Raw genomic sequence first — 26,575 nt, forward strand, 5'->3', positions numbered from 1 at the left:
AATCGGGCCTGTTCCCCGCGAAGGGGACAGGCCCCGGAATAAGGGAACCAAAGCAATGACCGCCGAAATCAAGGTGCCCGCCCTGGGCGAATCCGTTAGCGAAGCCACCGTCGCCAAGTGGTTCAAGAATGTCGGCGACGCCGTCAAGGCCGACGAGCCGTTGGTCGAGCTGGAAACCGACAAGGTCACCGTCGAGGTGCCCGCCCCGGCCGCCGGCGTGCTGAGCCAGATCGTCGTCGCCGCCGGCGCCACCGTCGAAGTGGGTGCGGTGCTGGGCATGATCGGTGCCGGCACCGGCGCCGTCGCCGCTCCGGCCCCGGCTGCCGCTCCGGCTCCGGCTGCCGCTCCGGCTCCGGCCCCGGTCGCCGCCGCTCCGGCGGTTGCCCCGGCCTTCCCGTCGGCCGCCAAGATGGCCTCGGAAGCTGGGATCGACACGGCTTCCATCGCAGGTAGCGGCAAGGGCGGTCGCGTCACCAAGGGCGACGTCCAGGACGCCATCGCCAAGCCGGCCGCGGCTCCGGCCCCGGCTGCCCCCTCGGGCCCGCGCTCGAAGGCCGACCTGGAAGACCGCGTGCCGATGACCCGGCTTCGGAAGCGCATCGCCGAGCGTCTGAAGGAAGCCCAGAACACCGCCGCCATGCTGACCACCTTCAACGAGGTGGACATGGGCGCGCTGTTCGCGCTGCGTAACCAGTACAAGGACCAGTTCGAGAAGAAGCACGGCACCAAGCTGGGCTTCATGTCCTTCTTCGTGAAGGCCTGCATCGAGGCCCTGAAGGATTGGCCGGCGGTCAATGCCGAGATCGACGGCACCGATCTGGTCTACAAGAAGTACTACGACATCGGCGTCGCCGTCGGCACCCCCCAGGGCCTGGTGGTCCCGGTGGTGCGCAACGCCGACCAGCTGTCGTTCGCCGGTGTCGAGCAGGCCATCGCCGGCCTGGGCAAGAAGGCCCGCGACGGCAAGCTTTCCATGGAAGACCTGACGGGTGGCACCTTCACCATCTCGAACGGCGGCGTCTATGGCTCGCTGATGAGCACCCCGATCCTGAATACGCCCCAGTCGGGCATTTTAGGGATGCACAAGGTCCAGCAGCGTCCGATGGTGATGCCCGACGGCAAGATCGAGGCCCGCCCGATGATGTATCTGGCGCTGTCCTATGACCACCGCATCATCGACGGCCGCGAGGCGGTCAGCTTCCTGGTGCGCGTCAAGGAATGCATCGAGGACCCGCAGCGCATCCTGCTGGCGATGTAAGACCGCGGCCATCAAACCGTCATGGCCGGGCTTGACCCGGCCATCCACGTGGACCCCCGGGTCAAGCCCGGGGGTGACCCTGTGAGCAAGGGAAAACCCATGTCCGAAAACACCTTCGACGTCGTCATCATCGGCGGTGGCCCCGGCGGCTATGTCGCCGCCATCCGCGCCGCCCAGCTGGGCCTGAAGACCGCCTGCGTGGAAAAGCGCGGGAGCCTTGGCGGCACCTGCCTCAATGTCGGCTGCATCCCGTCCAAGGCGCTGCTATCGGCCTCGCACGCTTTTCACGCCGCCGCCCATGAATACGCCGCCTTCGGCGTCAAGGTGGCCAAGGTCGACATCGACGTGGCCGGCATGATGGGCCACAAGGACAAGGTGGTCGGCGACAACACCAAGGGCATCGAGTTCCTGTTCAAGAAGAACAAGGTGACCTATGTGGTCGGTGCCGGCCAGATCACCGCTCCGGGCCAGGTCAAGGTCACGGGCAAGGACGGCGAGAAGGTTCTGTCGGCCAAGGCGATCATCATCGCCACCGGTTCCGATGTCATGGGCCTGCCGGGCGTCGAGATCGACGAAGAAGTCATCGTGTCCTCGACCGGTGCTCTGAAGCTGGCCAAGACCCCGAAAAGCATGGTGGTCATCGGCGGCGGCGTCATCGGCCTGGAGCTGGGCACCGTGTGGGGCCGCCTGGGTGCCGAGATCACCGTGGTCGAGTTCCTGGATCGCATCCTGCCGACCAATGACGGCGAAGTGTCGAAGTCGATGCAGAAGATCCTGGCCAAGCAGGGCATGAACTTCAAGCTGTCGACCAAGGTCACCAAGGTCGAGAAGAAGGGCAAGGGCGCCATCGTCACCGTCGAGCCGGCGGCCGGCGGCGCTGCCGAAGAGATCAAGGCCGAAATGGTGCTGGTGGCCATCGGCCGCAAGCCCTACACCGACGGCCTGGGCTTGGACGCGGTCGGCGTTGCGGTCAATGCCCGCGGCTTCATCGAGGTGGACAGCCACTTCCGCACCAACATCCCGGGCATCTACGCCATCGGCGACGTGGTCGGCGGGGCCATGCTGGCCCACAAGGCCGAGGAAGAGGGCGTGGCCCTGGCCGAGCAGCTGGCCGGCCAGCACGGCCATGTGAATTACGACGTCATCCCGGCGGTGGTCTATACCTGGCCGGAAGTCGCCGCCGTCGGCAAGACCGAGGAGCAGCTGAAGGCCGAGGGCATCGCCTATAAGGCCGGCAAGTTCCCCTTCACCGCCAACGGCCGGGCGCGCTCGATGAACGAGACCGAGGGCTTCGTCAAGGTGCTGGCCTGCGCCACGACCGACCGCGTGCTGGGTGCCCACATCGTCGGCCCCAATGCCGGCGACCTGCTGGCCGAGCTGGTGCTGGCGATGGAATTCGGCGCGGCGTCGGAAGACGTGGCCCGGACCTGCCATTCGCACCCGGGCCTGGGCGAGGCGGTCAAGGAAGCCTGCCTGGCCGTGCTGGGCCGCGCGCTCCACGTCTAAGCGGATCGTTGTTGCGAAATCCCCCCGAGGGCCTGGCCTTCGGGGGGATTTTGTTTTTGAACGGCGCATGAACCGACCGTTCAGCCTGGGTTCCGGGGTGGGTTGCTACGGTTCTTGTCAGCAACCACCCCCCAGGAGTACCCCCCATGAAGACCTTGATTGCCGCGACCATCGCCGCCCTGTCGCTTCCCGTCATGGCCGTCGCCGACGACCGTGTCCCGGAAAATGTTCTGCCGCCCGCCGCGGTCATCCACCAGTTGGTCGCCGATGGCCATGACCTGCGCAAGGTGGAATATGAACGGGGCCGTTATGACGCCCTTGTCCGCACTGCCGATGCCCGTCTGGTCAAGATGGCGGTGGATCCGATGACCGGCCATGTGATCGCAGCGTCCGACCGCGCCAAGCACACCGACGTTCAGGCGGTTCCGGTCAGCGCCGTCGAGGCCATCGTCGCCGCCGCCGGAGAAGGCCATTACGACGTCACCGAGCTGGAGTTCCGCGACGGCCGCTATCGGGTCCAGGCCAGGGACGACGACGGCAAGACCGCCCGCGTTGAAATCGACGCCCAAACCGGCCAGATCGCCAGCATCAAGCATTAAGCGCCGGGGAGTGAACGAACAGACTCCCCCCGAGGGCTTTGGCCTTCGGGGGGATTTTGCTTGTTTGAACCACAGAGACACAGAGGCACAGAGAGTTCCTGCCGGACGGTGGTTTCATCGCGTTACCGCGAAGCAGTTATCTCTGTGCCTCTGTGTCTCTGTGGTTTCCCTCTTTCGGACACGTGTCATCTCGTGTCACTATTTCCGCCTGCGTCAGGGCGAGCGCTCTCGAGGGGACAAATCATGGAATTGCTGCTTTTCATTACCGTTGTGCTGCTGATCTGGTTCGCGAAGATTTACAATCAGCTGCAACGCTTCGGGAACGATGTGAAGCGTGCGCGTGCCGATATCATGGCCTCGCTGAAGAAGCGTCTGGACCTTGCCGGGCGACTTGTCGACATCACGCAGTCTTACGGCGAACACGAAAAATTCACGCAACTGACCACTGCCGAAAACATGTCGTCGATCACGGACGCGATGGTGGCGGCGCGCAAGGTCGATCAGGTCCTGAACCAGGTTTCCAGTTTGGCGATGGCGTATCCCGATCTGAAGGCCAATGCCACCTACCAGCAGCTGATGAGCCAGTTGCATGATATCGAGAGCGATCTGCAGAAGCGGCGCGAGGGATACAATGCCTCGGTCAGCCACTACAACGCCTATCGCAGTTCATTGCCTCAGACGCTTTTCGCCTCGTCGGTAGGCTTTCACGAAGCTCCGTTCTACTCGGTTGACGAGGCCGGGTTGGAAGCCCTTCCCGACTTCAAGACCGATGACGGCCAAATGTTGAAAGCAACGTTGCAGAAGATGGGCGACAAGGCGAGTGGACTGGTCAATCAGGCGGGCAAGCAACTCAACACCGCATTGGCCGAGGTCAAAGGCGGACAAGAGGGGCAGGGGCGACAGTAGCCGGCTCCCCCGCACCCTCACCCCACCTCGATATCCCCCATCGCCTCCTGCTCGGCGAACTTCGCCGCGAAGTCCTGCACCCGGCCTTCCTTGATCGCCGCCCGCAGTCCCGCCATCACCTCCTGGTAATAATGTAAATTGTGCCAGGTCAGCAGCATCGGGCCCAGAATCTCCTCGGCGCGGATCAGGTGGTGCAGATAGGCGCGGGAATAATTGCGACAGGCCGGGCAGGTGCAGGCTTCGTCCAGCGGGCGCGGGTCGTCCTGGTGGCGGGCGTTCCTTAAATTCACCGTGCCGCGCCGGGTGAAGGCCTGGGCGGTGCGGCCCGACCGGGTCGGCATCACGCAATCGAACATGTCGATGCCGCGCAGCACCGCGCCGACGATGTCCGATGGCCGGCCCACCCCCATCAGGTAACGCGGCCGGTCGGTGGGCAACAGCGGCGTGGTGAAATCCAGGGTCGAGAACATCAATTCCTGGCCTTCGCCCACCGCCAGGCCGCCGACGGCATAGCCGTCGAAGCCCATCGCCGTCAGGGCAGCGGCGGATTCGGCGCGGAATTCCGGGTAGATGCCGCCCTGGACGATGCCGAACAGGCCATAGCCCGGGCGCTCGACGAAGGCATCCCTGGACCGCCTGGCCCAGCGCATCGACAGCCGCATGGACTCGGCCGCTTGTTTCTCGGTGGCCGGAAACGGCGTGCATTCGTCGAAGGCCATGGTGACGTCGGCATCCAGCCAATTCTGGATTTCCATCGATCGCTCGGGCGTCAACAGGTGCTTCGAGCCGTCGATATGGGATTGGAAGGTGACGCCGTCCTCGGTCAGTTTCCTCAGTTTCGCCAGGCTCATCACCTGGAAGCCGCCGGAATCGGTGAGGATGGGCCCAGGCCAGTTCATGAAGCGGTGCAGCCCGCCCAGCTTGCCGATGCGTTCGGCGCCGGGGCGCAGCATCAGATGATAGGTGTTGCCCAGGATCATCTGGGCGCCGGTGGCCGCCACGCTGTCCGGCATCATCGCCTTGACGGTGGCCGCCGTGCCGACCGGCATGAAGGCCGGGGTGTCCATCGGGCCGTGGGCGGTGTGCAAGGTCCCACAGCGGGCGGCGCCGTCGGTGGCGTGAAGGTCGAAGCGAAAGGCGGTCACGCGAAGGTCTCCCGGTGCAGCAGGCAGGCGTCGCCATAGGAATAGAAACGATAGGAGCCGGCGATGGCGTGGGCATAGGCCGCCCGCATGCGATCCAGCCCGGAAAAGGCCGAGACCAGCATGAACAGGGTCGAGCGCGGCAGGTGGAAATTGGTCATCAACAGATCGACCGCCCGGAAGCGATAGCCCGGCGTGATGAAGATGTCGGTGGCGGCGTCGAAGGGCCGGATCAAGCCGTCGGGATCGGCGGCACTTTCCAGCAGCCGCAGCGAGGTGGTGCCGATCGCCACCACCCGGCCGCCATTGGCCCGGGCGCGGTTGATCGCATCGGCGATGTCGGCCGTCACCACGCCCAACTCGGCATGCATGCGGTGGTCATCGGTGTCATCGACCTTGACCGGCAGGAAGGTGCCGGCCCCGACGTGAAGGGTCACGGTCAGCCGGGTGGCGCCGGCGGCATCGATGGCGTCCAGCAAGGCCGGGGTGAAATGCAGGCCGGCGGTGGGGGCGGCCACCGCGCCTTGTTCCTTGGCGAACACGGTCTGGTAATCGGCGCGGTCCTGCTGGTCGGCGACGCCCTTCCTGATATAGGGCGGCAGCGGCATGCGGCCGAACTCCTCCAGCGCGGCCATCAGCTCGGGGCCGGCGCGGTCGAAGGCCAGGGTAACCTCGCCGGCCTCGCCCTTTTCGGCGATGGTGGCGGTGAAATCGGGGCCGAAGCGGACCAGATCGCCCGGCTTCAGCTTCTTGGCCGGCCGGGCGAAGGCCTTCCATTGGGCCAGGCCCAGGCGCTGGTGCAAGGTCACCTCGATGCCGGCCTCGCCCCGATGGCCGAACAACCGGGCCGGGATGACGCGGGTGTCGTTGCTGACCACCACGTCGCCGGGACGCAAAAAGCGCGGCAGATCGGCGACCACATGGTCGGCCAGACCGCTGGTCGTCACATGCAGCAGGCGGGCGCAATCGCGAGGATTCACCGGGCGCTCGGCGATCCGCTCGCGCGGCAGGTCGAAATCGAACAGGTCCACTTTCATGGTGAGGGTTTAGGCGGGATTGCGCCGGCCCGTCAACCCTCGCACAATGATCGGGTAATGATCGATGAAAAGAGCCCGAATGGACCTGTTCCCCCCGATTGAGCCCTATGCCTGGGGTGCCCTGGAGGTAGGCGACGGCCACACCCTTTACTGGGAGGAATCCGGCAACCCCCAGGGTCCGGCGGTCCTGTTCGTCCATGGCGGGCCAGGCGCCGGCACCGCGCCACCCTATCGCCGTTTCTTCGATCCGGCCCATTGGCGGATCGTCTTGTTCGATCAGCGGGGGTCGGGCCGCTCGGTGCCCTATGCCGAGACCCGCTTCAACACCACCGGCCACCTGATCGCCGACATGGAGAAGCTGCGCCGCCACCTGGCGGTGGATCGTTGGCTGTTGTTCGGCGGCTCGTGGGGCAGCACCCTGGCCCTGGCCTATGGCCAGGCCCATCCCGAGCGGGTCACCGGCTTCGTCTTGCGGGGCGTGTTCCTGTTCCGCGAAAGCGAAACCGAGTGGTTCCTGCACGGCATGGCCGCTTTCTATCCCGAGGCGCACCGCCGTTTCGTCGCCCATGTCCAGGGTGACGGCGGCGACGTGCTGGCCGCTTATCATCGCCGCCTGACCCATCCCGACCCCAACATCCACCTGCCGGCGGCGCGGATGTGGTCGGGCTACGAGGAAGCCTGCGCCCGCCTGGTCGCCCGGCCCGACCCGGTCGAGCCCGACGGCGCCGCCGCCCTGGCGATGGCGCGGATGGAATGCCATTACATGGTCCATGGCGGCTTCCTGCGGCCGGGCCAGTTGCTGGAGGAGGTCGGCCGGATCGCCCATTTGCCGGCCCGCATCGTCCAGGGCCGCTATGACGTCATCTGCCCGCCGGTATCGGCCTTCGACCTGGCCCAGGCCTGGCCCAAGGCGCGGCTGACCGTGGTGGCCGAGGCCGGCCATTCGGCGATGGAGCCCGGCCTGCGCACCGCTTTGGTGGCGGCAGTCGAGGAGATGCGGCGGATCTGTCCGTGATCAATCGTCGCGGGCGAACTGTTCGGTGTCCAGCGGCTGCGGCTGCTTGGGGTCGCCCGGCGCGGTGACCAGCACGATCTCGGGGATGGTGGTGGCCGCCTTCAGGCGCGCCGCCGAGATCTGGTGATAGGTCAGGGTGAAGGGCAGCAGGGCCGCCTGCATCGATTGGGTGAACACCCCGCAGGCGCGGGAATAGTGGCTGCCGCTGGCGAACTCGATGCGGAAGGTGCCGTCGGGCAGGCCGCCGACGCCGATATGGTGGGTGGCCGGCACGAAATAGGCGGCGACGGTGTGCCCGCCCATGGTCTTCAGCTTGACCACGGCGTCGCGTCGGCCGTCATTATGGATCAGCAGGCGATGCTCGCCGGTGGCGCGACGGATCAGCACCTCGCCGGCCTCGGGCGTCGAGCCGGGATTCTGGGCGCACCATTCCTGCTTGTGCAACGCCGAGGTCCCGGCATAGAGCGCCCGGCGGGTAACCCAGCCGACCACGCCCGACGGCGTGCGCACCTGGGCCCATTCCGGGCTGGTGACATCGACCACCTGGACGGTGGTGAAGCGGTCCAGCAGGGTCAGGACCGGCGCGCCATCGACCGGCGACTGGCGCAGCTTCAGATCCTCGATGGCGACATAGCGGATGTCGCCGATCTCGGCGGCCTGGACGCTGATGCCGGCGCGGGCGGCCATGGGCGGCTCCCACGGTTTCAGGGCGATCAGGGCGGCCACCCCCAGCACCAGCGGCAGCGCCACCAGCGGCAGCGCCTGAGCGAAGAACACCCCGCCATTCCACAAGGCCCAGCGATTTTTCAGGCGCCGGCCGCCCTGGCCGGTTTCGGCGCGCAATTGCTCGATCTGGCGGGCATGGACCGACAGGCGGGCGAAGCGCGACGCCTGCTCGGTCAGGGCGCGGGCCAGGTCGGTCTCGTCCAGCGCCAGGAAGGCCCGGGCCTGGCGGATCAGCATGCGGGCGTTCTGGTCCTTGGGCTTGGTGCCGCCAAACAGGTTTCTGACCAGTGCGATGGGGGTCAGGATCAGGCCGGGCAACGACCACCAGCCCAGCAGCCAGCTGACCGTCGAGGCCCTGGCGGCGATGCGGTCGGCGCAGTCCCGGCAAAAAATGCCCTCTTCGCGGGTGCGCCTGGCCCACACCAGGTAACTTTTTACCTGGTGGAAGATGACGTAACGCGGCTGCACGGTGATCTTGCCGCAGGCCGAACAGGCGAATGGCGTCGCCGGGTAATCATCGCCGTCATCGACCAATGGCGGGACCCCGGTGGCATGGTATTCGGCGCGGTAGACCACATCCTTCAAGACCCGGTAAGCCTCGACGATTGCTTGGAATTCCTGGCGTGCCGCCTCGGACGGATTGCGGTCGGGATGCACCTGCTTGGCCCGGTTGCGATAGGCAGTCTTGATGGCCGCCAGGTCCGCTCCGGGGAGCAGTCCAAGCACCGCGTAATAGCCTTTGGGGTCCGGGTAGGTGGTGGTCATCTGCATCGACATAGGGCCTTGTTGCCCTCAGTCTGCTGCAAGTGCCGTGCCGATTTAAACCACGATCTTCGTGGGCGGCGGAGCGTCCGGGGGCAATTCGACCCAGCGGCCGCCCGATTGGAAAGCGACCGAGCCCTTGGTGCCGACCAGTTCTGCGGCGTTGGTGAAGATGCCTAAGATGTCGTGGCGCATCTCGGGCGGCAGCGGCTGGTCGGTGCGGATGATCAGGTCGAACAATTTGTCGTCGCGCCGCACCAGCCCGTCCATCTGCATGCGGCCCAGCCGCGACAGGTTGAAATCCAGCAAGAAGCGTTCGCCGCCACCACCCTTGGCCGGGTCGGATTCGTCCTCGCCCTGGCGGCGGCGGACATAGAGCTGGACCGGATCGACCACCTGGCCGAACAAAAGCGGCAGGGTGAAGGCGGTCCATTCGCCGCCCGCCACCGGCCGGCCGCCCTCGGGTGCCATCTGTTCCAGTTCGGCCTTCAGCCGTTCGGCCAGATCCTTGCGGCCGGCCTTTTCCAATCCCCTGGTGGTGCCGTCGGGCAGGACCGCGCGGACGTCGCCCGACCGCATCGCCCCGGCGAACAGGGCGATGTTGGCGGCCAGGCGCGGTCCGACCTGCGGCAGCGACCGCATCAGCATGTCCAGCGCCTGGCGGTCTCCGGCCGCATTCAGGGTGGTCATGGTTTCGGCCAGGGTCGGCCAGCCCCCCGGGCGCAGTCCCGTCGATGCCGCCTGGCCTGGGCCGGCGGCGGCGGCAGGCGGCGGCGGTTCCGGCTGGCCGGCCAATTCCAGTTGCAGCCGCGTGCCGACCGGCAGATCGGACCCGGTCGGCAGCGCCAGGGTGCCGGCCGGGGTCTGCACCACCGCCTGGCCGCCGGGCGGATGGGCGACGACGGTGGCGGTCAACAGGCGGGGCGCCGTGGCGGCGGCCGGAACGGCAAGATCGCCCGGCAGGGTGGGCGGCGCCGACTGGGGCGCTTGGGCCGGCTGGCCGGGTCGGCCCGGCGACGCGGCGGCAGGCGCCATGGCGGTCTGCGGCGCGGCGGGGATGGTCTGGGGCGGGGTCTGCCCCGGCAGCTCGATTCCGGCGATGCGGACGGTCAGCCGGGTGCCCGCCGGCAGATCGGGCGGCAGGCCGGCGTCAAGGGTGCCGGGCTGGGCGGCGGTGGCCAGCGCCATCCCTTGGCCTGAGGCCGGGCGGATCATGGTGGCGGTCAGGCCGGCGGGAGCGCCGGGCAAGGACGCGGCGGGGGCTCCGGCTTGCGGCCCGGCCATGGGGGTGCCGGTCTGGGTGCCCGGCGTGCCGGGGGCTCCCGCCTGGCCGGTGGCGGCGCCCATGAAGGGGGGCATGGCGGTCTGCGGGCCGGCGAAGGGGGCGCCGGCCAGGGTGGGGGCGCCGGGCAGGGTCATGCCGGCCAGCGGGCGGCCGTTCACCGCCAGCAAGGTGACGCCCTGGTCGGTGACCTGCAAAAGCAGCCGAGCCCCTTCGGGGATCGGCGGCAGGGTCTGGCCGGGCAGGGCCTTCAACTGGACCATGCCATCGGGGGTGGCGACGGTCATCGCCCCCTTGGCGGCGCGGGCCTGGGCCACCGCTTCCATCATCGAGCCGAGCGCCGCATTGGCGATCTGGCCGCCGGTCACCGTCAGCGCCACCGGCCCGCTGACCGCCGACCCGGTAACGGGCAGCGGAGCGGGTGGCGGCGCGACGCTGGACATGGTCTAGCGCGCCTGGGCCAGCAGGCGCTCGACGATGGCTTCGACGTCGGCGGCGGCCTCGGAATTGGGCGAGCGGATCAGGATCGGCGTCTGGTTGCGGATGGCTTCCCGCACCTTGAGGTCGCGGCGGATCACGCCGGCCAGCGGCGGGCTGATCTTCAAGAAGCCCTCGCAGGCCTTCAGAAGGGTGTTGTAGATGCGCTCGCCCTCGCGGGTCGAGTTGGCCATGTTGACGACGATGCGCATGTCGGTGCCGGGCCGTTCCATCTGGGTGACCTTGATGAAGGCATAGGCGTCGGTCAGCGAGGTCGGCTCGTCGGTGGTGACCACCAAGATGGTGCCGGCCTGGGTGGCGAAGTTGCGGGTGGTCTTCTCGACGCCGGCCCCCAGATCGACCACCACCTTGTCATAGGAATTGGACAGCAGCACCAGATCGTCGCCCAGCAATTGCAGGCGCGACAGCGGGATGTTGGCCAGCGTGCCCGAACCCGAGCGGCCGGCAATGATGTCGAAGCCGCCTTCGGGGAAGCGCACCAGGGCCTGGTTCAGGGTCAGGCGGCCGGCGACCACGCTGCCCAGGTCGGTCTTGGGCATCAGGCCCAGCTGGATATCGACGTTGGCCAGGCCCAGATCGCCGTCGAACAACAAGACGCGACGGCCGGCCCGCGCGATGGCGTGGGCCAGGGTGATCGAGAACCAGGTCTTGCCGACGCCGCCCTTGCCGGACGCCACCGCGACGAGGTTTCGTCCCTTGGCGCGTTGAACCGGGCGAGGGGCCAGGGTCGGAGCTTCGGATGCCGTGGTCATGATAAGGGTGCCTCGTCGGTCCAGAAGTTTTGATCGAGATGGGGGGCGGGCGCCTGCGGCAACAGCAGACGGGCCAGGGAAATGGCGGAAATGGGCGATAATCCGTCGGCGACATGCGGGCTGGCCGAGACGTCGCACAGGGCCAGCTGGCCGGCTTCGGCCGCCGCCAGCATGCCGCCCAGCCGCCGGGTGGTGTCGAGCCGGGTGGTGAACAGTCGGGTGGCGCCGATGGCGGCGAAGGCCTCGGCCGCCTCGGCCGCTTCGGCCGCGTCGCCGCCGGCGGCCATCACCAGGATCGGTTCGATGTCGGCCGCCTCGATCAGCGACTGCAGGTAATCCATGTCCGAGGTGCGAAACGGGTTCAGGCCGGGGCTGTCGATCAGCACCAGGTCGAACATGCCGGTAACGTTCTCGACCGCCTGACGCAGGCTGTCCGGCCCCCGGGTCTTGACCAGATCGATGCCCAGGATGCGGGTGAAGGCGGCCAATTGCTCGACGGCGCCGGCCCGGATGTTGTCGCAGGTGATGATGCCGACATGGCGCTGCTTCAGCACCGAGCGGGCCGCCAGCTTGGCCACCGCCATCGATTTGCCCGAGCCATGACCGCCGATCATCATGAACGGGCGCAGCGCGCCATGGTCGGGCAGATGGGCGAACGAGAAGCCGGCTTCCAAGGCGGCGGCGCAGGCCAGGGTCGGGTCGGCGATGTCGGATGCCCGCGCCGCGTTGGCCAGCCGTTCGGCCATACGGCTTGGGAGTCCGTGGGTTTCCAGCGCTGCCTTGACGGCATCGGCCGACGAGGACGGCGCGCTTTCCTCGAACAACTCGGCCACCGCCAGATCGGCGTCGGCCGGCTCCAGCGCCGCGGTGATCCGCACCCCCTTGGCGCCGGCGGCGCGCTGGGTCGAGACGATGATCGCCTCGTCGCCCAGTTCGGTGCGCACCATCTCCATGGCCTCGGCCATGGTCGGCGCGGTGAAGGATTTCAGCCTCATGGCCTAGACGTCCCCCCGGTCATATCTGTCCCCGCCCCGCTCATATCTGACCCATGGTCTTGATCTTGGCCTTGGGGTGAATTTCCGCCTGGCTCATCACCACGGTCACCGGGCGGAAGCGTTCGATGATCGAGCGCACATAGGGCCGGACCATCGGGCTGGTCAGCAGCACCGGAGTCTCGCCCTGCATGGCGAAGCGTTCGAAGCTTTGCCGGGTGCGGGTGATGAAGTCCTGCAATTGCGACGGCGGCATCGACAATTGCTTTTCCTCGCCCTGGCCGACCAGCGATTCGGCGAAGGCCTGTTCCCATTCCGGCGACAGGGTGATCAGCGGGATGAAGCCCTGCGGGCCGGTGTTGCTGTCGGAAATCTGGCGGGCCAGGCGGGCGCGCACATGCTCGGTGATCATGGTGACGTTGCGGGTGTGGCCGCAGGCCTCGGCGACGCCTTCCAGGATGGTCGGCAGGTCGCGGATCGAGATGCGCTCGGTCAGAAGGTTCTGCAGCACGCGCTGCAGGCCGCCGATGGTGATCTGGGCCGGGATCAGTTCGGCGATCAGCTTCTGATGCTCCTTGTCCATTTCGTCCAGAAGCTTCTGGGTCTCGGAATGGGACAGCATCTCGGCCATGTTGTCCTTGATCACCTCGGTCAGGTGGGTGGTGACCACGGTGGGCGGATCGACGACCGTATAGCCGCGGAACAGGGCTTCCTCGCGGTTGGTCGGCTCGACCCACATGGCCGGCAGGCCGAAGGTCGGCTCCTTGGTCTTCTCGCCGGGCAGGGTGATCTCGTCGCCGCGGGGGTCCATGATCAGCAGATGGTTGGGGCGCAGGTCGCCGCGCCCGGATTCCACTTCCTTGATGTAGACCACATAGGCGTTGGCCGGCAGCTGCATGTTGTCCTGGATGCGGACCGACGGCATGACGAAGCCCACTTCCGAGGCCATGGCCCGACGCAGGCTCTTGATCTGGTCGGTCAGCTTGACGCCCTTGGGATTGTTGATCATCTGCAACAGGCCATAACCCAGTTCCAGGCGCACGGTGTCGATGCGCAGCGCGGTCGAGATCGGCTCTTCCGCGACGGGGGTGGTCTGGCGGGCCTTTTCCTCGGCCTCGATGGTCTCGCGCTCGACCTTGATGCGCTGCTGCTTGTCGACGAAATAGGCGGCCAGGCCCATGCCGCCGCCCAGCATGAAGAATGGCAGGAACGGCATGCCCGGCACGATGGCCATCATGGTGATCAGGCCGGCCGCCGTGCCCATGGCCCGGGGATAGCCGCCCAGCTGGGTGCTCAGGGCCTTGTCGACGGTGTCGGTGACGCCGGCCTTGGTGACCAGGATACCGGCGGCGACCGAGACCAGCAGGGCCGGGACCTGGGTGACCAGGCCGTCGCCGACGGTCAGCTTGGTATAGATGTCGGCGGCCTGGGCGAACGTCAGGTTGTTCTGGGCCATGCCGATGATCATGCCGGCGATGATGTTGATGCCGGTGATCAGCAGGCCGGCGATGGCGTCGCCGCGCACGAACTTCGAGGCGCCGTCCATGGCGCCGAAGAACTGGCTTTCCTGTTCCAATTCGCTGCGGCGCTTCTTGGCGGTCTGTTCGTCGATCAGGCCGGCCGACAGGTCGGCGTCGATGGCCATCTGCTTGCCCGGCAAGCCGTCCAGGGTGAAGCGGGCCGCCACTTCGGCGATACGCCCCGAGCCCTTGGTGATGACCACGAAATTGACGATCACCAGGATGATGAAGACGATGATGCCGATGACGAAATTGCCGCTCATGATGAAGCTGGCAAAGGCGGCGATGACCTGGCCGGCGCCTTCCGGGCCTTCGTGGCCGTGGCCCAGGATCAGGCGGGTCGAGGCCAGGTTCAGCGACAATCGGATCAGCGTGGTCAACAGCAGCACCGTCGGGAAGGACGAGAATTGCAGCGGCTTTTCGATGAACAGGCTGACCATCAAGATCAAGACGCTGACGGTCACCGACAGGGCCAGACCCATATCCAGCAGCCAGGACGGCAGTGGCAGGATCAGCATCAGCATGATCGCGACCACGCCGATGGCCAAGATCACGTCGCCGCGGCGCAACGCCTTGTTGAAGCGCGACCAGGCGGCCTGGGCGGTGTCGTTGGCTGCCAAATTTCCCGGAGACGGAGCGCCGTCGGCCATGTGCTATTTCCCGACGGGGTTAAAGGCTGGCACGTTCTTCGCCGCCGGCCGGCGGCGGAACGTTGATTCCTTCTTCGGAATATTGCTTCAGCTTGTTCCGAAGGGTGCGAATGGAGATGCCCAGGATGGTCGCCGCATGGGTGCGGTTGCCCAGACAATGGCTCAGCGTGTCGATGATCAGGTCGCGCTCGACGTCGGCGACGGTGCGTCCGACCAGGCCTTGGGTGGCCCCGGCGCCGCTCATCACCGCCGCCGCCGCGTGGGTCACCTGCGACACCACCGGATCGTGGCCGCCCAGGGGCGCCCCGGTCAGGATGATGGCCTCGGGGCCGATGGTGGCGCCGCTGGCCAGCAGCACGGCGCGATGCATGGTGTTTTCCAGCTCGCGCACATTGCCGCGCCACGAATGCTTGATCAGCATCTGACGGGCCTCGGGCGAGAGCGGGCGAATGGCGATGGCGTTGGTTTCGGAATATTTCTTGATGAAGAAATCCGACAGGATCGGAATGTCCAGCGGCCGCTCGCGTAAGGACGGCAGGGCCAGGTTGACGACGTTCAGGCGATAGAACAGATCCTCGCGGAAGCCGCCCTGGCGAACGTAATCTTCCAGGTTGCGGTTCGAGGTGGCGACGATGCGGCAATCGACCTTGACCGGCTGGTTGCCGCCGACCCGGTCGATTTCCTTCTCCTGGATGGCGCGCAGCAGCTTGGCCTGCAGGCGGATGTCCATCTCCGAGATTTCGTCCAGCAGCAGCGTGCCGCCGCTGGCTTCCTCGAACTTGCCGATGCGCCGGGCCACCGCGCCGGTGAAGGCGCCCTTCTCGTGGCCGAACAGCTCGGATTCCAGCAGGTTTTCCGGGATGGCGGCGCAATTGACGGCGACGAAGCGGGCCTTGGCGCGGGGGCTCTTGTCGTGGATGAAGCGGGCCATCAATTCCTTGCCGGTGCCCGATTCGCCGGTGATCAGGATCGAGGCATGCGAGCCCGCCACCTGCTCGGCCAGGCGCATGGTCTGGGCCATGCGCGGGTCCTTGTGGATGATGGCGTGGTTTTCGGCGGTGACGGCGGCCAGGACGGCGGCGATCAGTTCGGCGTCGGGCGGCAGCGGGATGTATTCCTTGGCGCCGGCCTTGATGGCGCGCACGGCGGCCGAGGCGTCGGTCGAGATGCCGCAGGCGATGACCGGCACGACGATGCGCTCGACTTCCAGGGCCTCGACCAGGCGCGAGACGTCGCGGCGGACGTCGATCATCACCAGATCGGCCCCTTGGCCGCGCAACGCCTCCAGGCCCTGTTCGACGTCGTCGGCGATGGACACCTTGGCGCCACGCGCCATGGCGATCTTGCTGGCCGCCCCGATCTGTCCATCCATCGCGCCGATGATCAGCAACCGCATGATCTGTTCTCCCCCGGGGACTTGGTTAGCTGCGATCGGTCTTGATGATTTCCGTCATGGTCACGCCCAGACGGTCTTCGACCACCACCACCTCGCCGCGCGCCACCAGACGGTTGTTGACATAGATGTCGATGGCCTCGCCGACCTTGCGGTCCAGTTCGACCACCGCGCCGCGACCCAGCTTCAGCAATTGGTTGACCTGCACGCTGGACTTGCCCAGCACCGCCGACACCTGAACGGGAATGTCGTAGACCGCTTCCAGGTCACGGGCCGAACGCGGGATGTCCGGGGTATCGGACATCGACTCGCCGCCTTCCGGGATGAAGTCGTTCAGTTCGAAATCGGCCATAGGATCACCTCGTCAATTCAAAAAATCAGTGGCCTGCCTATCCCCGAAACCCGCGGGCGGATTTCCGGGGCAGGACACTTTTCAAACCGAGCCCATCTCGGCTTCGTGTGCCGCTTCCACCGCGGCGCGGCGTTCGGGCGGCGCCAGCGCCCGTTCGACCGTCACTTCGATCTCTTCCAACAGGCGGGCCTGGTCACGTTCGGCACCGCCATCGGTCCATTCCACCCGGGCGTCGCCGACGGCCAGGCGCGGATCGGCCTGGACGACGACGCGGCCCTCGAACCCCTGGCCCTCGGCCGCCGCCTCAAGCCGCTCGCGCACCGGTTCCACCAGGGGGGCGGCGACGCGGACGATGATGCGCGGCTCGTCCAGGATATGGGCGACCACATCCTCGACCACCCGGGCCACCTCGTCGAAGGCGTGCTTCTCGCAGGCGGCCGGCAGCATCTTCTTCAACACCGCCATCGCCACCCGGACCGCGGCGCGGGCATTGGCATCGTTGGCTTCGTCCTGCTGGCGGAACACGGCGTCGATGCGTTCGGTCAGCGCGGTGACCGCCAGGGCGATCTGCCGGGCATCGGCCTCGGCCGCCTCGGCGAAGCCGGCTTCGCGGCCTTCCTGGAACGAGGCCTCGCGCACCATGTTCAACTCTTCCTCGGTGAACATCGGCGGCGGCGGCTCGTCGGCGATTTCCTCCTCGGCGGCTGCGGCTGCTGCGGCCTGTTCCTCCTCGATCTTGGCCTGGCGCGCCTGCTGCGGCGGCTGGCCGAAATCGAGGTCGAACATGTATTTGCGGTAAGGCATCGCTTAGTAGACCAACTCGTCTTCTTCGCGGCCTTCCGAGATGACCAGCTGGCCCGAGGCCGCCAGTTCCTTGGCCATGACCACGATCAAAGCCTGGGCCTGATCGACGTCGCGCAGGCGGACCGGGCCCAGGGCCTCCATGTCGTCCTTGAGCATCTTGCCGGCGCGTTCGGACATGTTCTTGAAGAACAGGTCCTTGATGGCGTCGCTGGCCCCCTTGAGCGCCATGGCCAGCTTGTCCTTCTCGCACTGGCGCAGCAGGGTCTGGACGCCGGCGGCATCCAGGCGGACCAGATCCTCGAAGGTGAACATCAGCGCCTTGATCTTTTCCGCCGATTCGCGGTTGCGTTCCTCCAGGGCCGACATGAAGCGGTTTTCCGCGTTGCGGTCCAAATTGTTGAAGATATCGGCCATCATTTCGTGGGCGTCGCGACGCTGGGTGCGGGCCAGGTTGGTCATGAATTCGGTACGCAGCGTCTTTTCGACGCCGTCCAGCACTTCCTTCTGCACCGCCTCCATGCGCAGCATGCGCATGATGACTTCCATCGCGAAGTTTTCCGGCAGGATCGACAGCACGCGGGCGCCGTGGTCGGGCTTGATCTTGGCCAGCACGACGGCGACGGTCTGCGGATATTCGTTCTTCAGATAGTTGGCCAGCACCGCTTCGTTGACGTTGCCCAGCTTGTCCCACATGGTGCGGCCGGCCGGGCCGCGGATTTCTTCCATGATGGTCGAGACGCGGTCCTTGCCCAGCGACTTCATCAGCAGTCGCTCGGTGCTTTCCATCGAGCCCACCAGCGAGCCGGTGGACGACAGCTGGTCGGCGAATTCGACGAACAATCGCTCGATCAGGTTGGCCGACACCGTGCCCAGGTTGGCCATCACCTGCGACAATTCCTTGATTTCCTCGTCGTCCATCATCCCGAACAGCTTGGACGAATGCTCTTCGCCCAGGGACAGCATCAGCATCGCCGCCTTTTGCGGGCCGGTCAGCGAACGGTAGTCCTCTTTCATGCGGGCCATGGGCGGGGGCTCCTTTTACGCTTCCTGATACAGCCAGTTGCGGATGATGGACAAAGCCTCTTCCGGGTGCTTCTCGACGATTTCGCCGATCTTCCTGATCGACGAGGCCTTGACGCGGCCTTCGACCTTGTCGATGTCGATCAGTTCGTCGGCGATCACTTCTTCCTCGCCGCCCAGGGCAGGCGCCGGCATCGGCGGCGCACCGGGGCCGGTCAGCTGCGGCACGCCCGAACCGTCGGCGGTCAGCAGGCGGCGACCGTCGGGGCCGACCTGGCCTTGCATGCTTTCGATGGCCCGGCTGATGAGCGGGCGCAGCACCAGCAGCAGGAACAAGATGGCGACGATGGACAGGCCCAGGTTCGAAGCGACCTTCTCGACGAAGTCGCGCCGCATGCCGAAGATGAACTCGCCCGGCTCTTCCGCCTGGTATTGCTCTTCGCCGCCGGCGAACTGCATCGACAGCACCTTGACCTGGTCGCCGCGATTGCGGTCGAAGCCGATGGCGTTCCTGACCAGCTCTTCCAGCTTGGCGACGTCCTCGGGCGTGCGGTCGCGATAGGTCTTCTTGCCGTCGGCGGCGACGTCGTAGATGCCATCGACCAGCACGGCGGCCGAGACCCGGCGGATCTCGCCCATCTCGCGCACGACGTTCTTGGTCTTCTTGGAAATCTCGTAATTGACGGTTTCCTGGGTCTTCGACGCCTTGGACGAGGATTTGTTGGCGCTGGACGAATTGGCGTTGGGGTCGGGCAGGTTGTTGGTGACCGAGACGTTGGGCGGCTCGCCCTCGTTCGAGCTTTCATCCTCGTTGACGGTGACCTGGCTGCGCACGACGCGGCTTTCCGGGTCGTAGGTCTCTTCGGTGGTGACGGCGCGGCTTAAGTCCATCTCGACATTGACTTCGGCGCGCACGCGGCCCGGGCCCAACGACCGCTCCAGCATGCCCTCGACGACGCGGGCCATGCGGTTCTCGGTGTTGAGCTTCATTTCCTCGGCGGTCTGGGCGGCGACCTCCTGGTCGTTCTCGAAGCCCTTGGCCAGCAGCGTGCCCTTGTCGTCGATGATCGAGATGCGGGTCGGCTTCATCTTCGGCACGGCGGCCGCGATCAGATGCTGGATGGCGATGACCTGGCCGCGTTCCAGCCGGTTGGTGCCGGCCATCTTCAAGATCACCGAGGCGGACGGCTCGTTGGCCTCGCGCGAGAAGGCCTCGCGCTTGGGCAGCACCAGGTGGACGCGGGCGCTTTTGACCTTGTCGATGGCGCGGATGGTGCGGCTCAGCTCGCCTTCCAGGGCGCGGACGTAATTGATGTTCTGCTGGAAGCTGGTGGACGACAGTGCGTCTTGCTTGTCGAACAGTTCGTAGCCGGCGACCCGGCCCGAGGACGGCATCGCCTGTTCGGCCATGCGCACCCGCAGCTCGTTCTTCTTGTCCTTCGACACCCAGATTTCATGGCCGTCGCGACGGACCTCGAACGGGGTCTTCTCGGCGGCCAGCTTCTCGACGATGGCCTTGGAATCGGCCATTTCCAGATCGCCATACAGCAATTCCATCTGCGGCGCGGCGACGCGACTCATCAGATAAATGAAAAAGCCGAGGATCGAGACGCCGACACCGGCAATCGCGGCGAGCCGCATCGGGCCCAGGCCGCGCATCATCTGCAGGAACGCGTTCACGTCGGTTTCACCCAGAGCCGTCAGGACAGACTGGGTCCTGCAAGACGCAAGGACCACAGCGTCAGGGTAACCGGGCAAGCTTTAAGGAAGGTTAATACCCGGCAAGATTTGCCGAGCTAACGCTTCCGCAACACCGCCACCAGGCCGGGGACCGGGTGGCCGGCCTCGTGGCGGGTGACGGCATCTTCCAGCAGGGCGACGGTGAAACCGGCGGCCTCGGCATGGGCGCGGATATAGGGGACCGAATGGGCATAGCGCTGGGTCGGCCCCAGCACCCAGGCGCGGTCATCATTTCTCTCGGCGGTGAAGGCCAGGGTGCCGCCGTCGCGCAAGGCCTTGGCGGCGGCGGCGAAGATCGGTTCCAGGTCGCCCAGATAGACCAGCACATCGGCGGCCGCCACCAGATCGACCGAGCCGGGGCGGGACTCCAGATAGGCGACGACGTCGCCGGTCTCGAGATGGTCGTAAAGGCCGCGCTCGGCCGCCTTGGCGATCATCGCCGGCGACAGATCGACGCCGTCCAGGCGGCCGGCCAGGGGCTTCAACACCGGTGCCGCCAGGCCGGTGCCACAGCCGATATCGACCACCTCCAGACCCGAGACCGGTCCCAGCACCTCGGCCAGGGCCTGGCCCAGCACGGTGGGGGCGCGGTATTCCAGCTTGCCGACCAGGGAATCGTCGAAACGTTCGGCATAATCGTCGAACAGTTCGCGGACATAGGCCTCGGGGGCCTTGGCCGGCGCGTTGGCGCCGCCGGCCAGGGCCAGGCCAAGGGCGGCGCCGCAATGGTCGGCCGGGTCCAGCGCGAGATAGCGGCCATAGGCCTTGCGGGCGAGGTCGGGCTTGTTCTGCTGGCGGCGGGCCTCGCCCAGGCAGAACCACGCCTTGGCCAGGTCCGGCTTGGCGGCGACGGCCCGTTCGAAGGCGGCGGCGGCGCCGTCGGAATGCTTGAGCGCCTGGCGGACCAGCCCCAGTTCCATCCAGGATTCGGCGTGGCGCGGGTCGGCGCGGGTGGCGGCTTCGGCCTGGGAGCGGGCGTCGGCCAGACGGTCGAGGGCGCGGTAGACGGCGGCCAGGTTGGCGCGCGCGCCGGCATGGCTGGGGCGCAGATCGACCGCGCCTTCCAGGATCACCGCCGCCTCGGTCAGCCGGCCCAGTTCCTTGAGCGCCACGCCGTAATTGTTCAGGGCCGCCGGCCAGTCGGGCCTGAGCGCCAGGGCCTTGCGCGCGGCCTCGGCCGCCTCGGCCGGCCGGCCGGATTCCTGCAGCAGGCCGGCCAGGCTGTTCCAGGCATCGGCATGGGCGGGGTCCTGCGCCACCGCCTCGCGGCAATGCGCCATCGCCTCGTCGCGCTTGCCCAACAGGCGCAGGCCGTTGCCCAGGCGGGCATGGGCCTCGGCATGGTGGGGCATCAGGCCTAGCACGGTGCGGAAATGCAGGCAGGCCTCGGCGTTGTCGCCGGTCAGTTCCAGGGCGCGGCCCATGGCCATGTGCAGCACCGGCTGACGCGGCGTGATGGTGATGGCCTTGGCCAGATGGCCGGCCGCCTGCTTGCCCTGGGCGCGGTCCAGCGACAACAGGCCCAGCAGGTAATGGGCGCCGCCGAAGGTGGGGTGGTGGTCGGCGATGCGTTTGGCCAGCCGTCGGGCCTCGGCGCCGTTGCCGTTCTGGTAGGCGTTCATCGCCTCGGCGAAGGCTTCGGCGACGCTCTTTTCCTTATGACCGCTCATGCCGGCCTGGTGTCCCGTCCGCGATTTGGTTGGCTCGCCCCCCTTAAAGGCGGCTCCACGATAGGCCCCATTACGGGGCCATGACAAGCCTGGCAACCAGAGGTATGGTTAGGTCGATGGTTTGTATCTGTGGGGTGATCAATGATTCGGCCGGTCGGACTGATTCTTGCGGTGCTGTTGTTGGCTTGGCCGGCGATGGCGGCGGACCGGGCGGCCAGGACCGAGACGCAAAACACCCGCACCGGGACCCATCCCGACCTGACCCGGGTGGTGCTGGATGTCAGCGAAATCAGCAAATTCTTCACCAACGTCACCGATGACGGACGGCGGGTGATGGTCGGCATCCCCTCGGTCGATTGGGAGGCCAACCGTCACCGCCTGAAGCCGCACGGGCTGGTGGCGCGCTATGATTTCGTCAAGCGGGGGATGAAGAAGGGGTTGTTGGTGATCTACACCAACGCGCCGGCGCGGGTGGAATACAAGTTCGCGCTGCCGCCCGACCCGGCCGACGGCAAAGGCAACCGCCTGGTGATCGATTTGGCGCCCAGGGATTTGCCCGGCAAGGCCAAGCTGCCGCCAAGGGTCGAGCCGAAGGCGGCGGCCAAAACGGCGCTGTCCAAGGCCGAGACGGCGAAGGCCGAGCCGAAGGTCGAGCCCCAGCCCCCTCTCCAGCCCCAATCCAAGCCCGAGGTCAAGCCGATCGCCAAGCCCGAGCCCGGCACGGCGCCCGCGCCGACGCCGGTCTTCCCGGTACCGATCAAGTCGCGCTAAACCGCCGTTCCGCCGACGGTCAGGCCGTCAAGCCGAAGCGTCGGTTGGCCGACGCCGACCGGCACGCCCTGGCCGTCCTTGCCGCAGGTGCCGATGCCGGGATCGATCTGCAGGTCGTTGCCGATCATGGTGACCCGCGTCAGGGCATCGGGGCCGTTGCCGATCAGGGTGGCGCCCTTGACCGGGGCGCCGATCTTGCCGTTCTCGATCAGATAGGCCTCGGTGGCGGCGAACACGAACTTGCCCGAGGTGATGTCCACTTGGCCGCCGCCGAAATTGACGGCATAGATGCCCTTCTCGACTGACGCCAGAATCTCGGCCGGGTCCAAGGCGCCCGCTTCCATGAAGGTGTTGGTCATGCGCGGGATCGGGGCGTGGGCATAGGATTGGCGCCGGCCGTTGCCGGTGGCCTTGACCCCGGTCAGACGGGCGTTCAGGCGGTCTTGCAGATAGCCGACCAGGATGCCGTCCTCGATCAGCACGGTGCGGCCCGAGGCGGTGCCCTCGTCGTCGATGGTGATCGAGCCGCGACGGTCGGGCAGGGTGCCGTCATCGACGACGGTGACGCCCTTTGCCGCCACCCTTTGCCCGATCTTGCCGGAAAAGGCCGAGGTGCCCTTGCGGTTGAAGTCGCCTTCCAGGCCATGGCCGACCGCTTCGTGCAGCATGACGCCGGGCCAGCCCGGCCCCAGAACCACGCTCATCTCGCCGGCCGGGGCCGGGATCGAGGCCAGATTGACCGAGGCCTGGCGGATCGCCTCGTCGACGCAATGGCGCCACGCCGTCTCGTCCATCATGCCGCCATAGGTGACGCGGCCGCCGATGCCGTGGCCGCCGGTTTCCATGCGGTCGCCCTCGGCCAGCACCACCGACACGCTCAGGCGCACCAGCGGGCGGATGTCGGCGGCGTGGCTGCCGTCGGCGCGCTGGATGAACACCGCCTGCCACGATCCCGACAGCGAGGCCGACACCTGCTTGATTCGGGGCTCGCGTCGGGCATAGGCATCGATCTCCTCCAGCAGCTTGACCTTGGCCTCGAAGGGCACCAGGACCAGCGGATTGATATCGGTGTAAAGGCTGGCATTGGTGCCGACGGGCGCTAAGGCCATGGTGCCGGAATGGTTGCCGCGCACCGCCTTGACCGTCGTGGCACCCCGGCGGATCGCCTCTTCCGACAAGACCGAGCCGTGGGCGTAGCCGTGCGCCTCGCCGACCACCGAGCGCAGGCCGAACCCTTGCGTGGTGTCGAAATTGGCCGACTTGATCTGGCGGTCGTCCATCAGCACGCTTTCCGACTGACGGTATTCCAGGAACAGCTCGCCGTCGTCGGTGCCGGCCAGGGCCTCGGCGACGATGGCGGCGACATTGTCCTCGTCCATGCCGGCACGGGTGAAGAACAGCTCTTGGGCTTGGGACACGTGCGGCATTTGGGCTCCTTGGCAGGCGGGACGGGGTACTGTACATCAATGTGGTTGTTTGCGACGAGGTGGGCAATGGCCGAAACACGATCGCTGGTCGCCAGCGAGCATCCGCTGCGCCGCCCCCTGGCCGGCGAGGTGCACGCACGCCCCTATGAACAGCTGGCCGCGCCGGTGCGGGCCAGCCATCTGGCCATCCTGCACGACGGTCTGGGCGAGGGCGTCGAGCGGGCCTATCTGGCCGAACTCCTGCAAAGCCATGGCGCCGAGCCGCCGGGTGATGGCGCGACCTATTTCGCCCGCGACCTGGGCGGGCTGCGCCTGCGCTGGGAGCGTCACACCGAATTTTCCACCTACACCTTCCTGCGCTTCGACCCGTTCGACGAGCCGTTCGCCGCCTCGGCCCTGGATCTGGTGGCGGCCGATTGGCTGGAGCGGATGCCGGGCGCGGCCATCTCGGCGGTCCATATCGCGATGTCGTCGGGCCGGCTGGCCGGAGACGAGCTGGCCGCCCGCTTCGATGGCAACGCGCTGATCGGTTCCATGGTGCTGGGCGGCGCCGCCGAGGCGTGGACCGATCTGCGCCTGCATGCCGATGGTTTCGGCCGCATCCTGGTGCAGGACCGATCCCTGACCAGGGGCCAGACCGGCCGGGTGATGCAGCGGCTGTTGGAAATCGAGACCTATCGCATGATGGCGCTGCTGGCCTTCCCCGAGGCCCGGCGCATTCACGGCGAGGTGGCGCGCATGGATCGCCAGCTGGCCGACATCGTCACCGAACTGGCCGATCCGGCCATCATGCAAAATGACCGCGAATTGCTGGACCGGCTGACGGCGGTGGCGGCCGAGGCCGAACGACTGGACGCCGCCTCGGGCTTCCGGCTGGCCGCGGCCCGGGCCTATCACGCCATCGTCATGCAGCGCATCGCCGAATTGCGCGAGGACCGCATTCCCGGCATCCAGACCCTGGGCGAGTTCATGGATCGCCGCCTGGCTCCGGCGATGAAGACCTGCGAATCGGCGGCCGAGCGGCGCGAGCTGTTGTCGGTCAGGGCCGGCCGGGCCGGCGACCTTTTGCGGACCCGGGTCGATATCGCGCTGGAAGAAAAGAACCGCGATCTTTTGAAATCGATGAACCATCGCGCCCACATGCAGCTCAGGCTGCAGGAAACCGTCGAGGGCCTGTCGGTGGTGGCGATCTCGTACTACCTGCTGGGGCTGGTGCTCTACGCCGCCAAGGGATTGAAGGGGGCCGGGGTTCCACTGGACCCCGACATCGCCGCCCTGGTGTCGCTGCCGGTGATCATCGGCGCGGTGGTGCTGGGGGTCCGGCGGCTCAGGAAGGCGTTACTGCATCCCGAGTGACGGGTTGTCCGTCAAAAATGGCGTTCCGTGCGACACAAGACGGTTTGATGCGCATGCGTTCCGCCTGATGGCGTTTGTGTCGCGCGAATCCGGCTTTCATGCGCAACAAGCCCGTTTGGTATGTGTCCACTCTGGACAACTCGGTTTGTTTCGCATAAAAGCCTATTTCGTTAACGACAACCCGCATGTGGGCTCATATTGCGCATGGCAGGGTGCGTGATGTTCGCGCCGGAGGCGGTTGATGGATCAGCGACTCGATTTCAGCGAAGCGGTTCAGTACCACTACGGGCATTTTCCTCCCCCTTCACTGGATGCGGCTCGTCTGATCAAGCCCCTGACTCGGGCCGCCGCGTCGCTGGCCCGCTACGATCAGATGCTGAAGGGCATGCATAACAGCGAAATCCTTCTGGCGCCGTTGCGGAGCCAAGAGGCTGTGGTGTCGTCGCGCATGGAAGGGACGGTCAGCACCTTGGACGAGGTCCTGCAGTACGAGGCCGACCATGCCGAGGATGGCGATGCGCCAGGGGTGCGCGTGCGTGACGATGTCATCGAGGTGGCGCTGTACGGTCGGGCCATGCGCAACGCACAGCGGCGGATGGAGGATGGCGCGCCCTTGTCGGAATGGCTGATCCGCAGCGCCCATGCCGAGTTGCTGGGACTCGGGCGCGGAGCCAGGATGACGCCGGGGAGTTACAAGACCGAGCAGAATTACATCGCCGACAGGGGGCGTCGGAAGGTTAGTTTCGTCCCCGTCAGTCCCGAACGCCTGACCGATGGAATGGGCGCGCTGGTCGGCTACATGGCCGACGACGAGCAGGAAATCCTGATCAGGACGGCGCTGGCTCATCTGGAATTCGAGGCGCTCCACCCGTTCAAGGACGGGAACGGCCGAATCGGGCGGATGCTGATTACCCTGATGTTGTGGAACCATCGGGTGATTTCGGCGCCACACTTTTATGTCAGCGCCTTTCTCGAAGAGAACCGCGACGAATACATCGACCGCATGCGGGAAGTGTCGCGGGTCGGGGCCTGGACCGACTGGGTCGAGTTCTTTCTGGGAGGGCTGGACGCCCAGGCGCGGCGGAACTTGGCCAAGGCCGAGGAGATCAGCGATCTCTACGAAGACATGAAGGACAGGTTCCGCGAAACGCTGTCGTCACAATGGAGCACCAGGGCGCTGGATTTCCTGTTTTCCCGTCCGGTCTTTCGCAACAGCGATTTTACGCGCAAATCGGGCATCCCTGAGGCCACCGCCCAGCGCTTCGCGCGGGCACTCAGCGACGCCCGACTCCTTAAGACGGTCAGCCCCGCCGCCGGGCGACGGCCAGCCCTTTTCTCGTTCGAGCCATTATTGTCGGTGGTCCGCTCGGCGTGACCTTCATATCGTCAGCCCGGGC

At 66.7% G+C, this 26,575-nt stretch carries 22 protein-coding genes; 8 read left to right on the forward strand and 14 right to left on the reverse strand.

The annotated features are described in order from the left end of the window. Positions 1 to 55: 55 nt before the first annotated feature. The 4 genes from odhB to MTBLM5_RS06675 all read left to right on the forward strand — a co-directional run bounded on the left by odhB (position 56) and on the right by MTBLM5_RS06675 (position 4,269). A complete protein-coding gene (odhB, locus tag MTBLM5_RS06660; protein WP_173974978.1) occupies positions 56 to 1,258 on the forward strand; it encodes a 2-oxoglutarate dehydrogenase complex dihydrolipoyllysine-residue succinyltransferase in 1,203 nt (400 codons plus the stop codon). 99 nt (positions 1,259 to 1,357) lie between these two features. Further along, positions 1,358 to 2,764, forward strand: coding sequence for a dihydrolipoyl dehydrogenase (lpdA, locus tag MTBLM5_RS06665; RefSeq protein WP_173974979.1), 1,407 nt, complete (start codon positions 1,358 to 1,360; stop codon positions 2,762 to 2,764). Between the two features lie 146 nt (positions 2,765 to 2,910). Then, positions 2,911 to 3,363 (forward strand): PepSY domain-containing protein, encoded by a 453-nt coding sequence (locus MTBLM5_RS06670; protein WP_173974980.1) that lies wholly within the window; start codon positions 2,911 to 2,913, stop codon positions 3,361 to 3,363. Positions 3,364 to 3,606: 243 nt separating this feature from the next. Continuing rightward, complete coding sequence (locus MTBLM5_RS06675) at positions 3,607 to 4,269, forward strand: LemA family protein (protein ID WP_173974981.1); 663 nt, start codon at positions 3,607 to 3,609, stop codon at positions 4,267 to 4,269. A 17-nt stretch (positions 4,270 to 4,286) separates the two neighbouring features. Here MTBLM5_RS06675 and tgt read toward each other — a convergent pair whose 3' ends face one another. Together tgt and queA are read right to left on the reverse strand one after the other, a co-directional pair. After that, the gene (gene tgt / locus MTBLM5_RS06680) at positions 4,287 to 5,414 is read right to left on the reverse strand and encodes a tRNA guanosine(34) transglycosylase Tgt (RefSeq protein ID WP_173974982.1); all 1,128 of its coding nucleotides are present in this window, start codon (positions 5,412 to 5,414) and stop codon (positions 4,287 to 4,289) included. Continuing rightward, complete coding sequence (gene queA / locus MTBLM5_RS06685) at positions 5,411 to 6,448, reverse strand: tRNA preQ1(34) S-adenosylmethionine ribosyltransferase-isomerase QueA (RefSeq protein WP_173974983.1); 1,038 nt, start codon at positions 6,446 to 6,448, stop codon at positions 5,411 to 5,413. Before queA ends, tgt begins: the two co-directional genes overlap by 4 nt. Positions 6,449 to 6,527: 79 nt before the next feature. On the opposite strand from queA, the gene pip reads away from it, so the two are divergent. Then, positions 6,528 to 7,463 (forward strand): prolyl aminopeptidase, encoded by a 936-nt coding sequence (gene pip / locus MTBLM5_RS06690; RefSeq protein WP_173974984.1) that lies wholly within the window; start codon positions 6,528 to 6,530, stop codon positions 7,461 to 7,463. On the opposite strand, the gene MTBLM5_RS06695 is transcribed toward pip, so the two are convergent. The 11 genes from MTBLM5_RS06695 to MTBLM5_RS06745 form a co-directional block, all read right to left on the reverse strand. After that, positions 7,464 to 8,954, reverse strand: a complete 1,491-nt coding sequence (locus MTBLM5_RS06695; RefSeq protein ID WP_173974985.1) for a DnaJ domain-containing protein — start codon at positions 8,952 to 8,954, stop codon at positions 7,464 to 7,466. 54 nt (positions 8,955 to 9,008) lie between these two features. Further along, positions 9,009 to 10,676, reverse strand: coding sequence for a DNA polymerase III (locus MTBLM5_RS06700; protein ID WP_173974986.1), 1,668 nt, complete (start codon positions 10,674 to 10,676; stop codon positions 9,009 to 9,011). Between the two features lie 3 nt (positions 10,677 to 10,679). Then, on the reverse strand, positions 10,680 to 11,483 hold the full coding sequence (locus tag MTBLM5_RS06705) for a MinD/ParA family protein (RefSeq protein WP_068501674.1): 804 nt from the start codon (positions 11,481 to 11,483) through the stop codon (positions 10,680 to 10,682). Then, entirely contained in the window at positions 11,480 to 12,478 is a 999-nt protein-coding gene (locus MTBLM5_RS06710) for a GTP-binding protein (protein WP_173974987.1), read from the reverse strand. The genes MTBLM5_RS06705 and MTBLM5_RS06710 overlap by 4 nt, the downstream gene beginning before the upstream one ends. 40 nt (positions 12,479 to 12,518) lie before the next feature. Continuing rightward, a complete protein-coding gene (gene flhA / locus MTBLM5_RS06715; RefSeq protein WP_173974988.1) occupies positions 12,519 to 14,645 on the reverse strand; it encodes a flagellar biosynthesis protein FlhA in 2,127 nt (708 codons plus the stop codon). A 19-nt stretch (positions 14,646 to 14,664) separates the two neighbouring features. Beyond that, positions 14,665 to 16,041, reverse strand: coding sequence for a sigma-54 dependent transcriptional regulator (locus MTBLM5_RS06720; protein WP_173974989.1), 1,377 nt, complete (start codon positions 16,039 to 16,041; stop codon positions 14,665 to 14,667). Between the two features lie 25 nt (positions 16,042 to 16,066). Continuing rightward, the gene (gene fliN / locus MTBLM5_RS06725) at positions 16,067 to 16,390 is read right to left on the reverse strand and encodes a flagellar motor switch protein FliN (RefSeq protein ID WP_173974990.1); all 324 of its coding nucleotides are present in this window, start codon (positions 16,388 to 16,390) and stop codon (positions 16,067 to 16,069) included. 81 nt (positions 16,391 to 16,471) lie between these two features. Next, positions 16,472 to 17,194 (reverse strand): FliH/SctL family protein, encoded by a 723-nt coding sequence (locus MTBLM5_RS06730; RefSeq protein ID WP_173974991.1) that lies wholly within the window; start codon positions 17,192 to 17,194, stop codon positions 16,472 to 16,474. Positions 17,195 to 17,197: 3 nt separating this feature from the next. Next, positions 17,198 to 18,217, reverse strand: coding sequence for a flagellar motor switch protein FliG (fliG, locus tag MTBLM5_RS06735; protein WP_173974992.1), 1,020 nt, complete (start codon positions 18,215 to 18,217; stop codon positions 17,198 to 17,200). Between the two features lie 15 nt (positions 18,218 to 18,232). Continuing rightward, positions 18,233 to 19,894, reverse strand: coding sequence for a flagellar basal-body MS-ring/collar protein FliF (gene fliF / locus MTBLM5_RS06740; RefSeq protein WP_173974993.1), 1,662 nt, complete (start codon positions 19,892 to 19,894; stop codon positions 18,233 to 18,235). 116 nt (positions 19,895 to 20,010) lie between these two features. Continuing rightward, a complete protein-coding gene (locus tag MTBLM5_RS06745; protein ID WP_173974994.1) occupies positions 20,011 to 21,624 on the reverse strand; it encodes a tetratricopeptide repeat protein in 1,614 nt (537 codons plus the stop codon). Between the two features lie 141 nt (positions 21,625 to 21,765). Here MTBLM5_RS06745 and MTBLM5_RS06750 point away from each other — a divergent pair, with 141 nt between their 5' ends. Further along, positions 21,766 to 22,395: a hypothetical protein gene (locus MTBLM5_RS06750; RefSeq protein ID WP_173974995.1), complete on the forward strand. Its 630-nt coding sequence runs from the start codon at positions 21,766 to 21,768 to the stop codon at positions 22,393 to 22,395. Here the strand turns inward: MTBLM5_RS06750 and tldD are convergent. Next, on the reverse strand, positions 22,392 to 23,822 hold the full coding sequence (tldD, locus tag MTBLM5_RS06755; protein ID WP_173974996.1) for a metalloprotease TldD: 1,431 nt from the start codon (positions 23,820 to 23,822) through the stop codon (positions 22,392 to 22,394). The genes MTBLM5_RS06750 and tldD overlap by 4 nt on opposite strands. Before the next feature lie 66 nt (positions 23,823 to 23,888). Between tldD and MTBLM5_RS06760 the strand changes: the two genes are divergently transcribed. Together MTBLM5_RS06760 and MTBLM5_RS06765 are read left to right on the forward strand one after the other, a co-directional pair. Continuing rightward, on the forward strand, positions 23,889 to 25,178 hold the full coding sequence (locus tag MTBLM5_RS06760) for a DUF3422 family protein (protein ID WP_173974997.1): 1,290 nt from the start codon (positions 23,889 to 23,891) through the stop codon (positions 25,176 to 25,178). A gap of 241 nt (positions 25,179 to 25,419) precedes the next feature. Then, positions 25,420 to 26,553 (forward strand): Fic family protein, encoded by a 1,134-nt coding sequence (locus MTBLM5_RS06765; RefSeq protein ID WP_173974998.1) that lies wholly within the window; start codon positions 25,420 to 25,422, stop codon positions 26,551 to 26,553. Positions 26,554 to 26,575 lie beyond the last annotated feature (22 nt).

Origin of the sequence: Magnetospirillum sp. LM-5 (assembly GCF_902729445.1) — a bacterium.
Lineage (GTDB): Bacteria > Pseudomonadota > Alphaproteobacteria > Rhodospirillales > Magnetospirillaceae > Magnetospirillum.